Raw genomic sequence first — 18,808 nt, forward strand, 5'->3', positions numbered from 1 at the left:
ATCAGAGGAAGCCCTTCAAGGCGTTACCCTATCATTTGACTTCTCGAAATAATAGTTCTGCTGAATATTGAATCAGCGCCTAACCTTTTCAGTTAGGAACGTGTCGCACAATCATATGATTCCAGCGCACTTTATAGATTTAGAACACTTCCCGCTTACTCCAAATGGGAAAATTGACCGAAAGGCCTTGCCAGCACCTGATGAGCAAGCTATTGAAGATTTAAATGTGCTACCTCGGACGCCATCGGAAGAGCTTATTGCCTCGGTTTGGAGTCAAGTGTTAGGAACAGAAAATATTGGCATTCAGGATTCCTTCTTTGAACGTGGTGGGCACTCACTACTTGCTACTCAAATTGTCTCTAGATTGCAGGAAATGTTCCAAATTAAAATTCCATTACGTGAACTTTTCAAGCACGATACAGTGGAAGCATTGGCGAAACGAGTGGATCAGTTACGAAAAGAAGATAAAAAACGAGAGGTTGCTCCTCTTGTACCTATGAAACGAGAAGAAGTTATCCCACTTTCCTATGCGCAGAAACGTCTATGGTTTATTGATCAATTAATGCCAAATAGTGCTATGTACAATATTCATGCAGCGTGTCGCTTAACAGGTAAATGGTCAATTGAAGCATTGGAGGTCGGATGGAATCAATTGTTGGAGCGTCATGAATCATTAAGGACGACAATTCTAGAACAAGAGGGTGAACCTTTTCAACAAGTTCAATCTCATGTGTTCAGGCATATTCCTCAAACGAATCTAACAGATCTTTCTTTGGAAGATAGGGAAAGAGAAATGAAACGCCTTATTCAAAACGAGGCGGAGGAACCATTTCATTTTGGACAAGGTCCTCTGATTCGAACACGAATATTGAAAGTGGACAGGGAAGAATGGGTTCTCATTTGTACGATGCATCATATTATTTCAGATGGATGGTCAATGGGAATCTTACTTGAAGAATGGATGGCTTTTTATGAAGGAGCACTAACCGGAAAACCAGTGGAATTGAAGGAGTTATCTATCCAATATGCAGATTTTGTCATGTGGCAGAAGGAATGGCAAAAAGAGGAGAGTTTGAATCAGCATCTTCAATATTGGAAGGAAGAATTATCTGGGGAACTACCGGTTTTACAATTACCGATGGATCGTCCTCGACCTGCAGTTCAAACCCATCGTGGTGCAAGTCAGTCCTTAATAGTGGCGAATTCCTTACAGGAAAAGCTCAAAGATTTAAGTTTGCAAGAAGGATGCACTTTATTTATGACATTGATGGCAGCGTATCAAAGCTTCCTTTCTCGTTATACAGGACAGGACGACATTATAGTTGGAAGCCCCATCGCTAATCGAAATGTGAAAGAGATTGAGGGATTAATAGGATTCTTTGCAAATACGTTAGTTTATCGAGCTGATTTCAGTGGAAATCCGACGTTCCAAGAACTATTGTCGCAGATAAGAAAAAAAGCACTAAAAGCATACGAGTATCAGGACATCCCATTTGAGAAAGTGGTAGAATCCGTAAAACCTGAACGGAATACAAGTCATTCACCAATATTCCAAACTATGTTTACTTTACAGAATACGAAACAAGAGTTTCTTCAGCTATCCGAAAGACAAATGGAACTCATGGAAAGCTATGTTTCTGTTGCCAAATTTGATTTGAGTTTATTTGCTTCTGAGACGGAAGAAGGATTATCACTAACCTTTGAATATAATACTGATTTGTTTAATGATACAACCATTAAACGTATGGTAAATCATTTTGAACATTGGTTAAATCAAATTGCCTCTTATCCAAAATGTTTATTATCAGAATTGAATATGTTATCGAAAGTGGAATATAAGCAACTACTAGAGGAATGGAATGAATCAGCCGTTATAGATATAGAAGATAGTACGATTCATACAATGTTTGAAGAACAAGTGGAAAAAACACCAGAAGCAATTGCAGTAGTGTGCGAAGATGAAGAACTAACATATCGAGAGTTGGACGAACGCTCGAATCAGTTGGCACATTATTTACAAAAAAATGGTGTAACATGCGAAACATTGGTTGGGATTTGCGTTACACGTTCATCCGAGATGATTGTCGGTCTCTTAGGAATTATGAAGGCGGGAGGAGCATATGTCCCAATTGATCCAGCGTATCCGGAAAGTCGACTGCAGTACATTTTAGAAGATGCTCAAATAAAGGTACTGGTGACACAGGAAAAGTTACAACAAAAAATGGTTATACCTACATTCGTTAACGTCATTTGTATTGATCGTAATCGAGCAGAAATAGAACAAGAAGTTACTACGGTATGCACGAGTGAAGTGACGGGTGATAACTTAGCCTATATTATCTATACTTCAGGTTCCACGGGAAATCCAAAGGGAGTAATGATTGAGCACAGGAATACAGTAACAATGATTCATTGGGCGCATCATACGTATTCTCGAAAGGAATTAGCGGGAGTATTAGCTTCAACTTCACTATCTTTTGATTTATCTGTTTTTGAAGTATTTGTTCCCTTAACGATGGGTGGTAAGGTGATTGTCGCTGAAAATGCTCTACATCTAGACAAGTTGTCTACCAAAGGTGTGACTTTGGTTAATACTGTGCCATCGGCAGCAAAGGAACTGGTTCGAGCAAAAACAATTCCTTCTTCAGTAAAGGTAATGAATTTGGCTGGAGAACCGTTACCATATCCGCTTGTTCAAGATTTATACGAGAGAAGTACGATTGAGAAGGTGTTCAACTTATATGGACCGTCTGAAGATACTACGTATTCCACGTATATGGAATTAGAAAAGGGTGTCATGCATAGGGTACCACCAATTGGTAAACCAATCTTCAATACAGAAGTATATGTATTGAGTGCTGAACAAAAAATGGTTCCAATTGGTGTAGTTGGTGAGTTGTACATTGGTGGATCAGGGTTAGCACGTGGATATTTAAAACGCCCTGACTTAACGAAAAATCGATTTATACCGCATCCGTTTAAAGAAGACGAGCGAGTATACCGGACTGGAGATCTAGTAAGGTATTTGCCGGATGGAAATTTGGAGTATGTTGGACGAATTGATCATCAGGTGAAAATTCGTGGGTTCCGGATTGAACTAGGAGAAATCGAAGCGGTATTACAAAAGCATAGATTAGTTAACGAAGCTATTGTGATGGTGCGGGAAGATTATCCTGGCGATCCACGTTTGATTGCCTATGTTGTAGGAGACGGGGATGCTCAAAAGTGGCGTGATTATCTCAAGGACCAACTACCAAATTATATGATTCCATCCTATTTTGTTGGATTAAATGCATTTCCACTCACTCCTAATGGAAAAATTGATAGGAAGGATTTACCAGCACCAGAGAAGCAGGAGATAGCGAGTTGTTATATTGCTCCTCGTACGTCTACGGAAAAAACAATTGTTTCGATATGGCATGAAGTTTTAGGCATAGAAAACATCGGAATTCAAGATTCGTTTTTTGAAATTGGTGGACATTCATTACTTGCTACGCAAGCTGTTTCCAATCTTAAAGAGGCTTTTGGAATCGAGATACCATTGCATGATTTATTTATGTTTCATACGGTGCAGCAATTGGCAGAACAGATTGATCAATTGCTCGATAACAAAAATCAAGAAATGCAGAATGATAGTAAGGAGAATATAAGCCTTCAAGATTATATTCAAAAAGAAGCAGAAGTGAGTAATGATGAAGAATTACTGGAACTGCTTAAGCAATTAGAAGAGTTATCAGAGGAAGAAGCACAAGGGATATTTGAGAGTAATTTGATTGAGGAAGGGGTAAAAAAATGAGAAGTGATTTACTTGCAAAGCTGAGTTCACTTTCTCCTGAGAAGAGAGCATGGCTTCAGAAGCAAATGCAAAAAAAGGAGAATAAAGAAGCACTCCCGTTGTCTTATGCACAACAACGTTTGTGGTTTATGGACAGATTTAACCCAAACAGTTCTTTATATAATATTCCAACCGTATGGCATCTAAAAGGAAATTGGATACCTGAAGTATTAGAGAAGGGATTCAATCGACTCATTGAACGTCATGAATCATTACGAACTGTTTTTAAAGAAATAGGAGAACAACCTGTGCAACAAATTGTCGAATTCCTTCCTAGAGCATTACCTGTAAGGGATTACTCTCAACTTCCTCTAGAAGTAAAAGAAAAAGAGGTAGATAGTTTAATTGCGAGAGAAGCGCAAGAACCATTTGATTTAATGAATGGTCCTTTAATTCGTAATCAGCTTGTTCAATTAGAGAAGGATGAATGGTTATTACTGTGTACGATGCATCATATTATTTCTGATGCTTGGTCCATTGGTATATTCATGAATGAATTCCTTGCTTTCTATGAAGAAGAAACGGGCGGAAATCCTGCTAAATTAAGTTCATTATCTATTCAATATGCAGACTTTGCGAAGTGGCAAAAGGGGTGGTTGCAAGGTGATGTGCTAAATCGTCAGCTTACGTATTGGCAGGAAGAATTGTCTGGTGAGCTTCCTATCTTACAACTGCCAGTGGATCGACCTCGGCCGGTTAAGCAGACTTACTCTGGGGCTGCGCATCATGTGATTTTTCCTTATAAATTGCTCAGTCAATTGAAGGATATAAGTCGACAAGAAGGATCTACTTTATTTATGACTTTAATGGCCGCATACCAGAGCTTTCTTGCTCGTTATACGGGACAAAAAGATATTCTAGTTGGTAGCCCGATTGCAAATCGGAACCATAAGGGAGTAGAAGGATTAATTGGTTTCTTTGTTAATACGTTGGTTTATCGATCAGATTTGAGTGGCACCCCTACTTTTCGGGAGATTTTGAACCAAACAAAGAAAAAGGCGTTAAAAGCTTACGAATATCAAGATATACCATTTGAAAAAGTGGTAGAAGCTGTGCAACCTGAACGAAGCATGAGTCATTCCCCTATATTTCAGACCATGTTTACGCTACAGAATATAAAACAAGAACGACTAGATTTGCCTGATAGAAGTATTGAAATGGTAGAAAGTAATATGTCTATTGCTAAATTTGATTTGAGCTTAACTGCCTATGAAGTGGAAGAAGGTCTATTCGTCTCATTTGAATACAACACGGATTTATTTGATAGTAGTACCATTGCACGTATGGCAGGACATTTTGAGAACTGGCTAAATGAAATCACGTATCATCCAGATGAATCATATACAAAGCTGTCAATGTTATCGGATACTGAGCAAAAACAACTCCTAGAAGAATGGAATGATACGGACGTAGTTTATGGTCATGATTGTACGATTCATGAGCTATTTGAGCAGCAAGTTGCACGGACACCTGACGCAGTGGCGGTAGTTTATGAGGGTGGAAAGCTAACGTATCAAGAACTAAATGAAAAATCGAATCAATTGGCACATTTTCTACAAAAACGAGGTATCGGACCTGAATCATTGGTTGGTATATGTATTGAACGTTCTCCTGATATGATTATCGGTCTCTTTGGGATTTTGAAGGCAGGTGGGGCTTATGTCCCACTGGACCCAAGTTATCCTGAAAACCGCCTGAGATATATTTTGGAGAATTCACAAATTCAAGTGCTGTTAACAAAAGAGGCACTACAGGACTGGTTACCTAAAGATATTCAAGCAATTTGTTTAGACCGGGATCAAGTGATGATTTCTAAAGAGAGTAATTTAGCTCCGGTAAGTGGAGTAACAGCAAATAACTTAGCCTATATTATATACACTTCGGGTTCGACGGGAAATCCAAAGGGGGTAATGATTGAACATCATTCCGTTATCAACCGCCTACAGTGGATGCAGAAAAAATACCCATTGTCCGAGGAGGATACAATCCTACAAAAGACACCGTTTTCATTTGATGTTTCTGTATGGGAATTATTTTGGTGGTCATTTGTAGGAGCACGTGTTTGTTTACTTCCACCAGGAGGAGAGAAAGGTCCTGCGGTGATTGAGGAGTATATTGAACGATATCGCGTGTCCACCATACACTTTGTTCCGTCGATGTTATCTACTTTCTTAGATTATATGGAACTATATAATTCGAAAAGGGATGTATCGTCTTTAATTCAAGTTTTTACTAGTGGAGAAGCGTTAAACACTGAGCATGTTCGCCGGTTTAAGGGGATCTTTTACAATGTTCAGCAAACAAAGTTAATTAACTTGTATGGTCCTACTGAAGCGACTGTGGATGTGACTTATTACGATTGTGATTTAGAAAAAGAAGCAATGATTATTCCGATTGGTCGTCCAATTGATAATACAGAGTTGTATGTGTTAGATCAATATCAACAAGTGGTCCCGATTGGTGTGGCAGGGGAACTTTACCTTGGAGGAGTAGGATTGGCACGTGGCTACTTCAATCGACCGGATTTAACTACTGAACGTTTTATTCCGCATCCTTTTAAGGACGGGGAACGATTATATCGAACGGGTGACTTGGTGAGATATATGAATGATCGTAACTTGGAATATATTGGAAGAATAGATAACCAAGTTAAAATTAGAGGATTCCGAATTGAATTGGGAGAAATTGAAGCAGCTTTACATGATCACTCATCTGTAAAAGAGGCAGTCGTGTTGGTGAAGGAAGAACGACCAGGAGATAAGCAGTTAGTAGCTTATGTAGTGGGTGAAGGGGATGCTGGAGAATGGCGTGAATATCTCAAGAAGCAATTACCACATTATATGGTTCCGGCATACTTTTTCCAAATTGAAGGTATGCCACTCACTCCAAATGGTAAAGTGAATCGGAAAGCATTATTGGAATTAGAAGAACAGTTCATAAGTGAAGATATTACTTCATCACGAACACCAGTGGAGGAGCTCATCGTTTCCGTTTGGAGCCAAGTGTTAGGAATAAAAAATATTAGTGTTCAGGATTCCTTTTTTGAAATCGGTGGTCATTCACTACTAGCTACTCAAGTAGTGTCACGTTTACAGAGAATTTTTCAAATCGAATTACCAGTACGTGAACTATTTGAATATACAACGGTGGAGTCACTGGCAAAGCGATTAGAACAGTTACGTAAAGGAGATAAAAAACGAGAGATTCCGCCACTAATACCAATGAAACGAGGAGAAGCTATTCCACTATCTTATGCCCAACAACGTTTATGGTTTATTGATCAATTTACACCTAATAGTGCCCTTTACAATATGCCAATGGTATGCCGTCTTACAGGGAATTGGCTACTTGAAGCATTGGAAACGGGATGGAATCAACTAATAGAACGTCATGAATCACTGCGGACGGTCTTTCAAGAGGTGAATGGTCAACCCGTACAGCAAATTGAACCGTATGCTTTTCAATCAATTCCGAAAACGGATTTAACTATGCTTTCTTCTGAAGATCAAGAAGAAGAGGTTAAACGTTTAATTCAACAAGAAACAGAAGTACCATTTGATTTAACAGAGGGTCCATTAATCAGGACAAGTATTTTGCACGTGGGAGAGGAAGAATGGATACTCCTTTGTACTCTACATCATATCATTTCAGATGGATGGTCAATGGGAATCCTACTTGAAGAATGGATGGCATTTTATGAGAAAGCAACGGATGGAAAGGTAGCGGAACTTGAACCATTACCGGTTCAATATGCCGACTTTGCTCAGTGGCAAAAAGGATGGTTAAAGGAGGAGGTGCTTGATCAACAACTCCAATATTGGAGGGAAGAATTGTCTGGGGAGCTTCCTGTACTCCAACTTCCTGTGGATCGCCCGCGTCCCGCAATACAAACTCATCATGGGTCGACATACACTATGGTTCTGCCAAGCACGCTACATGATAAATTGAATGAACTTAGTCGAAAAGAAGGGGCTACGCTCTTCATGACGCTTTTAGCTGCATATCAAAGCTTTCTATCTCGTTATACGGGACAAGAAGATATTCTGGTCGGAAGCCCAATTGCGAATCGGAATTATAGAGAAATTGAAGGACTAATTGGTTTCTTCGTTAACACGCTGGTTTATCGAGCTAATTTGAGTGGGAGACCGACATTTCAAGATGTACTGTATCAGGTTCGTCAAAAGGCATTGAAGGCGTATGAATATCAAGATATTCCATTTGAAAAAATTGTAGAAGTTGTGCAACCGGAGCGAAGTACAAGTCATTCGCCAATTTTCCAGACTATGTTCATCTTGCAAAATATGAAACAAGAGTTACCGGTGTTATCTAGTAGAAGTATTGAAATGATAGAAAGCCATAGTCCAATTGCAAAGTTTGATTTAAGTGTAATGGCAGTTGAGACGGAAGAGGGATTACTTTTTACTTTTGAGTACAATAAGGATTTATTCAATGCTACTACTATTGAACGGATGGCAGGACACTTTGAGAAATGGCTACATGAAGTTTCTCATCGCCCACAAAATCCGTTGCATGACCTGAGCATGCTATCAGAAACCGAGCGTACTTTGTTATTAGAAACATGGAATGACACTGTAATGGAAATGTCCCATCAGGGTCTTATTTGCGACAAATTTGAGGAGCAAGTAGCAAGGCGTCCTGATGCGATTGCGATAGTTGATCAAACAAAACAGTGGACTTATGGTGAATTGGATACACAAGCAAATCAGTTGGCAAATGTTTTACAGCGAAAGGGAGTAGCCCCAGAGTCAGTGGTAGGGGTTTATCTTCCGAGATCAGCTGAGCTGATGGTAAGTTTACTAGGCATTTTAAAAGCTGGTGGAGCTTATGTCGTTTTAGATCCGTTGTATCCAAAATCAAGGTTAGAATACATGATTGAAGATGCAGGAATTCAATTTGTAGTGACGGCGGAAGGACAAGACGGACATTTCGCACACGTCGAAATGGTGAGGTTAGAAGAATTAACGGTGGAAAGCGTAATCGCACCTACACGTCAAATAAATCCAGAGAACTTAGCCTATATTGTTTATACCTCTGGTTCTACAGGAAAACCGAAGGGTGTAATGGTTGAATATCGCTCATTAATGAATATGGTTTCTTGGCATCAGGAAGTTTATCATATTTCAGCAGAGGATCGTGCGACTCAGATTGCAGGGGTTGCTTTTGATTCGGCTGTCCAGGAGATCTGGCCGTATCTAACTGCTGGCGCAGCACTCTACTTGTCAACAGAGGAACTGAGAATTAATCCAGAAGCACTAAGGGACTGGCTCATTGATTCACGAATAACAGCTAGCTTTGCACCTACGCCTATTCTGGAAAGGCTCTTGAAATTATCTTGGCCAGATAAAACGGATCTTCGTTTTATCATTACTGGTGGGGATCAATTAACGCAGTACCCATCTAACGATATTCCTTTTGCGGTAATTAATCAGTATGGTCCATCGGAAAATACCGTTGTTACCACAGATTGTTATGTACCTGTAGGAGTGACAACAGGTACGCCATCGATTGGTCGACCGATTGCAAATACAGAAGTTTATGTGTTAGATTCTCATCTTCAGCTAGTACCAATTGGCGTAATTGGAGATCTCTATATTGGAGGGAAGAGTCTTGCACGTGGATATGCTAATCGTCCGGATCTTACAAAGGAAAAATTTATTCCACATCCTTTCAAGTCAGGAGAACGTCTCTATTATACAGGAGACAAAGCAAGTTATCTTTCTGATGGTAATCTCCAGTTCCATGGACGTATAGATGACCAAGTAAAAATTCGTGGTTTCCGGATTGAATTGGGAGAAATAGAAGCTGTTTTGCAGGCACATTCTTCTGTGAAAGAAGCAGTTGTATTGGTACGAGAGGATAATCAAGGTGATAAGAGATTAGTAGCTTATGTAGTTGGTGAAGGAAGTGTCCATGAATGGCGAGAACATCTACAAACACATTTACCAAATTACATGGTTCCAACAAACTTTATTGAGATGGAATTTTTACCACTTACACCGAATGGAAAACTTGATTTGAAGGCATTGCCTATACTTAGTGAACAATCCGCTGAAAATACTGTATACCCAAGAACTCCGCTGGAAGAACTTATCGCTTCAGTGTGGAGTCAAGTGCTAGGAATAGGAGACATTGGTGTTCAGGATTCTTTCTTTGAGCTTGGTGGTCACTCTCTACTTGCTACACAAGTGGTCTCACGCTTACAGGAAGTCTTTCAAATCAAATTGCCAGTACGTGAACTGTTCGAATATTCAACGATCGAGGCATTAGCGAAACGAATGGATCAGTTACGTAAGGGGAATGAAAAACGAGAAATTCCACCATTGGTGCCGATGGAACGTGGAAATAATATTCCACTATCTTATGCCCAACAGCGCTTATGGTTTATTGATCAATTTGCACCTAATAGTGCACTTTATAATATGCCAATGGTATGCCGTCTTACAGGGAATTGGTTACCTGAGGCATTGGAGTTGGGATGGAATCAGTTGATAGAGCGTCATGAATCTTTGCGGACTGTATTTTATGAAGAGGATGGCCATCCTGTGCAGCAGATTCAACCGTACGTTTTTCGTCCGCTTCTGCAAATGGACTTAACTAAGCTTTCATTAGAGGAGCGAGAAAGAAAGTTGGAGCAATGGATTCAAACTGAAGTCGAATCTCCATTTGATTTAGAACAAGGGCCATTATTCCGTGGGAAACTCATAAGAATTTCAGAAGAAGAATGGGTTCTTCTGTGTAATATGCATCATATTATCTCGGATGGGTGGTCGATGGAAATCTTGCTTCAAGAATGGATGGCATTTTATGAGAATGCGATTGGTGAAAAACAAGCAGAGCTGCAACCACTACCAGTTCAATATGCCGATTTTGCTCAGTGGCAAAGAGACTGGTTGAAAGATGAAGTACTATATCAACAGCTTGCATATTGGAAGGAAGAATTATCTGGTGAGTTACCAGTCTTAATGTTGCCAATGGATCGTCCGCGTCCGCCAGTGCAAACCCATCATGGATTAACTCATAATGTTTTGTTGTCACGCTCATTACTGGATAAATTAAACGAACTAAGTCGTCAAGAAGGGGCCACACTTTTCATGACCTTATTGGCATCGTATCAAAGTTTCCTTGCTCGTTATACGGGACAAACGGATATTATTGTTGGTAGCCCAATTGCAAATCGAAATTATCGAGAAATTGAGGGGCTAATTGGTTTCTTTGTCAACACTTTGGTTTATCGAGCTGATTTAAGTAATGCACCGGCATTTCAAGAGTTGTTATCTCAAGTACGGATAAAAGCATTGAAGGCGTATGAGTATCAAGATGTTCCGTTTGAGAAAATTGTAGAGGTTATCCAACCTGAACGAAATACAAGCCATTCTCCGATTTTTCAAACCATGTTTACTTTGCAAAATACGGGACAGAAGCTACCAGAACTACATGGAAGAAATATAGAAGTAATGGAAAGTAATGCTCCGATCGCTAAGTTTGATTTAAGTTTAACTGCTGCAGAAGTGGAAGAGGGTTTATTACTTACTTTTGTTTATAGAACTGATTTATTTGACAGCTTAACTATTGAATCCATGGCTGAACATTTTGGGAACTGGTTGAATGTAATCGTGGAGAATCCTGATAAATCATTAGCTAAGTTGCCTATATTATCAGGATTACAGCAAAAACAGTTGGAGGAGTGGAATAATAATACTGTAGCATATCCACAGGAAAGTACGATTCATCAGCTGTTTGAAGAGCGAGTAAATCGTACACCTGATGCGGTAGCAGTGGTAGATGAAAAACAGCAGTTAACATATCGAGAGCTGAATGAAAAAGCTAATCAATTGGCCCACTATCTTCAGCAATGTGGGATTGGGACTGAATCATTAGTTGGAATTTGCTTTAAGCGTTCAGTTGAGATGATTGTTAGTATTATGGGGATCTGGAAGGCTGGAGCAGCCTATGTTCCATTGGATCCATCATATCCAGAAAGTCGCCTACGATATATTGTGGAGGACACTGGAATTCAAGTATTAGTTACGAACGAGTCATTGGAAGATTGGATACCTAAAGAAATCAAGATAGTTTGTCTAGACAGGGATCAAATAATGATTTCACAAGAAAGCATTCTTTCACCAAAATGTGAAGTAACAGGAGAAGACTTAGCGTATGTTATCTATACTTCAGGATCAACGGGGAATCCAAAGGGTGTCTCGATACAGCATCATTCTGTACTAAACTTGTCGTATGGTTTACAAAAAGAGGTTTTCGAACATGAGATACCATCTAACATGCATGTCGGTTTAAATGCGTCAATTGCCTTTGATGCATCTATCCAGCAATTACAAATGCTGCTTTATGGTTCAAGTTTGTATATTATTCCAAGCGAAGTACGAAGTGATCCGGAGCAGTTTGTAGCTTATATTAGGGAGAACAAGTTAGAAATCTTTGATATAACACCTTCATTGCTTCAATTACTTATAGATGTCGGATTGTTAGAAACGTGCGATGGCGTTCATGTTCCAAGTAAGGTACTGGTTGGTGGTGAAGCAATTATGCCGTCATTATGGGAACAGCTAGTAGAGACTGATAAAATCCAGTTTTATAATGTATATGGTCCTACAGAATGTACGGTTGATGCAACATGCTATCATATCAAGAAAGATAGTAAGAGAGTAACAATTGGACGTCCATTGCCTAACATCCAAACTTATGTATTAGATAGAAATAGGTTGCCAGTTCCAGTTGGTGTAATGGGGGAACTTTATATCGGAGGAGCAGGTCTAGCAAGGGGGTACTTGAATCGTCCAGAGTTAACATCCGAACGATTTATTTCTCATCCATTCAAAGAAGGCGAGAGGTTATATAGAACAGGTGATCTTGTGAGATATCTTCCTGATGGTAATATAGACTACTTAGGAAGAATGGATAATCAAGTGAAGATTAGAGGATTTCGAATTGAACTTGGAGAGATTGAGTCGACTTTACAAGAGCATGACTTAGTAAAAGAGGCAGTTGTAATGGTTAGGGAAAATCAGTCGGGAGATAAGAGGCTGGTAGCTTATGTAGTGGGCGAAGGCAGTTTAGAAGAATGGCGAGAGTATCTTAAAACAAAACTGCCAATCCATATGATACCTTCCTACTTTGTCGAAATGAAAGAATTACCGCTAACCATAAATGGAAAGATTGATCGGAAATCGTTACCTATACCAGATTATCAAGGAACACAAGAAGGATACGTGGCCCCAAGAAATGAACGTGAACATAAGCTTTCTATCATTTGGGAACGTGTGCTAGGTTCAAAACGTATTGGTATGAATGATAACTTCTTTGAAATTGGTGGAGATTCAATTCTTAGCATTCAGATTGTCTCGCGCGCGAAGCAAGTTGGTTTACAATTGACACCAAAACAAATATTTGAACACCAAACAATTGCTGAGTTGGCGCAAGTAGTCAAAGAAGAACAAGGTGTACAAGCTGAACAGGGAATTATAACTGGAGAGACGATACTTACACCTATTCAGCAAAGGTTTTTTGCACAAAATCATCCTAACCCACATCATTGGAATCAATCCATGTTCTTTAGAACGAAAGAGAAATTGGACATAGGATCACTGGAAAAGGCGGCAGGTAACCTTCTACTTCATCATGATGCTCTGCGTTTAAGATATGAACGTTTACCTAATGGGGTTTGGAAACAGTGGAATGAAGGAATAGAAGAACAATTGATGCTTACTGTCATTTCATTAGACGAAGTGCCGGAAGCTGATTGGCATCAGGTTATTCAAAAAGAGATTAATATTGCACAAGAAAGTTTGAATTTACATGATGGTCCGCTAATGAGAATGGTGTATTTTGATGAAGGTGAGCACGCTGGCCGATTATTTTGGACAATTCATCATTTAGCCGTGGATGGTGTTTCTTGGCGAATTTTATTGGAAGATTTGCAAACAGCATATACGCAAGTAGTCCAAGGGCAGAAAATTCAATTACCTATGAAGAGTACATCTTTTAAAGAATGGTCGGAGAAATTACATCATTACGCTGAAACTGGCCTATCAAAAGAAGTGCTACATTACTGGGAGGAGCAGGCTGAACAAGACGTAGTTAAATTGCCGGTAGATGGTACTATAAGTAATCCAGTAAGCGCAGTAACTGAGGAAATTACTGTGGTGTTAAATGAGAATGAGACCCGTATGTTATTGCAAGAGACTTTAAGCACTCACCGTGTCCAAATCAATGAAGTATTATTAGCAGCATTAGTACAAGCTACGGCAGCATGTACGGGGCAGCCGATATTGAGCGTAGATTTAGAGGGACATGGTCGAGAAGAGATTATTGAAGATGTTGATTTATCGAGAACTGTGGGATGGTTTACAAGTATTTACCCAGTTCATTTAAATATTACTAGTGCTAATACGCCAATTGAAGCATTAAAAGCAGTTAAAGAACAAGTTCGCAAAATTCCTAATAAGGGTGTTGATTATGGGGTGTTGCGTTACATGAACGCAACAATGTGTGAGCAATTAAGCTCCCAATATACACCGTCTATTAGTTTTAACTATCTTGGACAATTTGACCAAATGTTTTCTAGCGATGCAATGTTTATTCCAGAGAACGAATTTAAGCGTTTAGATCATGCTGCCGGTTCCAAGCGATCGCATGTAATTGATGTAATTGGGGTTGTAACGGATGGAAAACTTCAGTTCACTTGGGTATACAATGTTGGACAATTTGCCAAATCAACGATTCAAAGTATTGCACAGAATATGCTATATCAACTGAGTACATTGATTCAATTTTCAGATAGAGAATCTGCACTGACCATTTCGGATTTTGCAATGGCTAATCTTAGCCAAGAAGGTTTGACAAATGTACTAAACAAAATGCATCGCGGAAAGAACAATCAGATTACTGATTTATATCCACTATCACCTTTGCAAGAAGGTATGATTTTCCACACATTGCATGACCAAGGGGATGAACATGTTGCACCGTATATAGTGCAATTGAGTTTTATGATTCGAGGAAAAATGAATATTCCTACATTTGAGCAGGCGTGGAAATCTGTAATTCAGCGGCATGAAATTTTTCGTACAGGATTTGTATGGGACGAAATTGAAGAACCTGTACAAGTGGTGTATGAAAATATCCCATTTAAAGTGAATAAAGAAGACTGGCGTACAATGACAAGTGAAGAGATAGAGGAAAAAAGAAAAGTCTTTTTGGCATTAGATCGAAAACAAGCCTTCCAATTTGATGAAGCACCATTGATGCGGGTAACAGTCATTCAAGAAGGTGAGGAAGAATATCGGATTGTTTGGACCCATCACCATATTTTACTGGATGGATGGAGTTTACCATTAGTATTTAATGAATTACTTACAGTCTATCAGAAGAGAATGAATGGAGAAGCTGTGAAGTTACCTAAGTCCTCACCATATAAGAAATATATCCAATGGTTAAGAGAGCAAGATAAGGAGCAGGCGGAACAATTCTGGAGAGAGAAGCTAAAAGGTTTTACTGCGCCAACTTTGCTGGGCTTAGAAAGTAAAGAGGAAGAAAAAGGTTACACAGAGAAGGTTACGTATTTATCAGAAGAGCAGACTCAAGCGTTACAAGGATGGGCGAAACGCAATAAACTTACTTTGAGTACAGTAATTCAAGGTGCATGGGCATATCTCATGAGCCGATATAGTGGAGAAAATGACATTGTTTTTGGTGTAACAAGCTCAGGGCGTTCTACGGAGATTATTGACGTTGAAAACATCGTAGGTCCTTTCATTACAACGTCACCGACGCGAATTCAATTGATGGATGATATAAAATTAATAGATTGGTTGCAGAAGATACAAGAGGAAGAGATAGAAAGAAGACAATATGAGTATGCTTCTTTGACAGAGATTCAGGGGTGGAGTGAAGTTCCTAGAGGAATACCGCTGTTCAATAGTTTATATGTGTTTGAAAATTATCCAGTGAAAGAGGAGTCTTCAGAAAATCTGGAAATTGGTGAATTGGAAGGGGTAGAACAAACCCACTACCCATTAGGGTTAGCTGTAGTTCCAGGAATCCAGTTATCGTTAAAGTTAATGTATGACCGTAGTAAGTTTAATAGAGTAACCATTGAACGAATGCTGGGTCATTTACACAAAGTGTTAATGCAAATGCTCAAAAACATTGATCAAAATCTATCGGAGCTAGTATATATTACGGAAGCTGAACAAAGAAAGCTATTGGAAGAATGGAATAATAATACTATATCCTATCCACGTGAGAATGCAATTCATCAACTATTCGAAGAGCAAGTAAATCGTACGCCTGACGCGTTGGCAGTGGTAGATGAAAAACAGCAACTAACATATCGAGAGCTGAATGAAAGAGCTAATCAATTAGCCCATCATTTACAGAAATGTGGAATTGGGACAGAGTCATTAGTTGGCCTTTGCTTTGAGCGTTCAGTTGAGATGGTTGTTGGTCTCATGGGAATTTGGAAGGCTGGAGCAGCCTATGTTCCATTAGATCCATCGAATCCGGAAAGCCGCCTACAATATATTTTAGAAGACACAGGAATTAAAGTGTTAGTTACAAATGAAGTATTACTAGGCTGGATTCCTAAAGACATTAAGACAGTTTGCCTAGATAGGGACCAAGCAATGCTTTCTCAAGAAAGCAAACTTTCACCAATATGTGAGGTAACAGGGGAAAACTTAGCGTATGTTATCTACACTTCTGGTTCGACAGGGAATCCAAAGGGAGCTTTAGTACAGCACCATTCTGTAATAAACCTATCATATGGTTTACAAAAAGAAGTTTTCTCACATGAGATACCTAGTAATATGCGCGTTGGTTTGAATGCATCAATTGCCTTTGATGTATCTATTCAGCAATTACAAATGCTGCTTTATGGTTCAAGTTTATATATTATTCCAAGTGAAGTTCGCACTAATCCAGAACAATTTGTGTCCTATATTAGGGAGAATAAATTGGAAATGTTTGATATGACACCTTCATTACTTCAATTACTAATAGATGGAGGATTGCTAGAAATAAGTGCTGATGTTCATGTACCAAGCAAGATATTGGTCGGTGGTGAAGCAATCATGCCGTCATTATGGGAACAGCTAGTAGAGACTGAAAAGATTGATTTTTATAACGTATACGGTCCTACAGAATGTACGGTTGATGCAACATGCTATCATATCAAAAAAGATAGTAAGAGAGTAACAATTGGACGTCCATTGCCGAACGTTCAAACTTATGTATTGGATAAAAATTTGTTACCTGTTCCAGTTGGTGTAACAGGTGAGCTATATATTGGGGGTGCAGGTATAGCGAGAGAATACTTGAATCGCCCAGAATTAACAGCAGAGCGATTCATCTGTCATCCATTTAATGAAGAAGAGCGTTTATATCGTACGGGAGATTTGGTTCGTTATTTACCTGATGGTAATTTAGATTACTTGAGAAGAATTGATAATCAAGTGAAAATTAGGGGCTTTCGTATTGAACTTGAAGAGATTGAAGCGAGTATAGAGAGGCATCCATTGGTAAAAGAAGCAGTAGTTTTGGCAACAGAGGATAAATTAGGAGAGCAGAGATTGGTTGCTTATGTAGTTGGAGATGGTAGTATGCATGACTGGCGTGAGTATCTCAAGACACAAGTACCAAATTATATGGTTCCCGCACACTTTATTAAGGTAGACGAGATTCCTCTTACAACGAATGGCAAAGTTGATCGAAAGGCATTGAACAATTTAACTATTCATAGAGAAAATAACTTCTCTACACCAATCATTCCAAGGGATGAAATTGAATATCAGTTGATTAAAATCTGGCAGGATGTGTTACAGATAGAAGATGTCTATGTAAATGATGATTTCTTTAATAGAGGAGGACACTCTCTCCTTGTAATTAAATTAGTTTCAAAAATTAGGGAGAAGTTTGGAAAAGAGATTAAGGTTTCAACATTGATTAAGAATCCAACATTGGAAGGAATCGCATGCCTTATTCGTGATAAGCATGATATGACGAAATCAGTAGCAGCGCTAGTTCCACTACAAGAATCAGAAAAAAGCCCTTTCTTCTGTGTTCATCCGTTTATGGGGAATGTATTCTGTTACATTCAACTAGCAAGATTACTTAAGAACCATTGTTCATTTTATGGTTTACAGAATCCTCTGATAGAAAAGGAAGAAATTGATGAATTGACCTTGCCGGAACTAATTCAACTTTACATTGAAGAAATCAAACGTGTTCAGCCAGAAGGCCCATATCGTCTTGGAGGATGGTCTTTAGGCGGTGCAATTGCTTATGAAATCGCAACTGTGCTAAAGAATCAAGGTGAGGAAGTTGAGTTGTTGATACTAATGGATACTAAAGTACCTTCAGAGCAAGATCGTAAAACAAGGGAGGATATGCTCTCATATATATCTGAACATTTCATTCCTAGAGATCTTACTGAGCAGGAAGAAGGGCTCGTTCATAAGCAAGATATGCTTGTGGAGCGATTAATTATGGAAGGAGTACTCCCGCCTGATGCAAATCTTATGAATTTGAAGCAAGTTATCAATGCTCATAGGAAATGCCTGAACTTAATGGCAGAGAATGATTTGATACCATACTTTGGAGAAGTTATCTACTTTAGTGCTGAGGAAGGAAAAGAGTTGTTTACAGATTGGGGACCTTTATTAAAAGGAAGAGTAAATAGGTATTCAGTCCCTGGATCACATGAGGAAATAGTAGACTTCCCCGCAGTTGAAAAGATAGTTAAGTACCTATTAAATGAATTTGAAGGGATAAAAGAAACATCCCTTTCATTAACTGAAAAGTAGAGAGTGCAAAAGATGCAACGCTATGAATGAAAAGGGGAGACCAATAACTGCAAATAAAGTGTAGGCAATAATGAATATATCAAGAGTATTAATTTTTAAGAGGATAATGGAAAATTTACTTGATAGAGACATA

1 protein-coding gene and 1 pseudogene are annotated in these 18,808 nt (G+C 39.0%); both read left to right on the top strand.

What is annotated here, in order from left to right:
* Window positions 1-103: 103 nt before the first annotated feature.
* Window positions 104-3,796, top strand: a pseudogene (locus ACS2CR_RS26995) (amino acid adenylation domain-containing protein); the annotation flags it as partial.
* Window positions 3,797-3,861: 65 nt separating this feature from the next.
* Window positions 3,862-18,675 (top strand): non-ribosomal peptide synthetase, encoded by a 14,814-nt coding sequence (locus ACS2CR_RS27000; RefSeq protein WP_374050083.1) that lies wholly within the window; start codon window positions 3,862-3,864, stop codon window positions 18,673-18,675.
* The last annotated feature ends 133 nt before the right edge of the window (window positions 18,676-18,808 follow it).

The sequence above is a fragment of the Bacillus cereus group sp. BceL291 genome (genome assembly GCF_051776705.1).
GTDB classification, from domain to species: Bacteria; Bacillota; Bacilli; order Bacillales; family Bacillaceae_G; genus Bacillus_A; species Bacillus_A cereus.

Coding starts and splice junctions, on each gene's coding strand:
- ACS2CR_RS27000 (WP_374050083.1), top strand. CDS start 3,862: ATGCAAAAAAAGGAGAATAAAGAAGCACTCCCGTTGTCTTATGCACAA.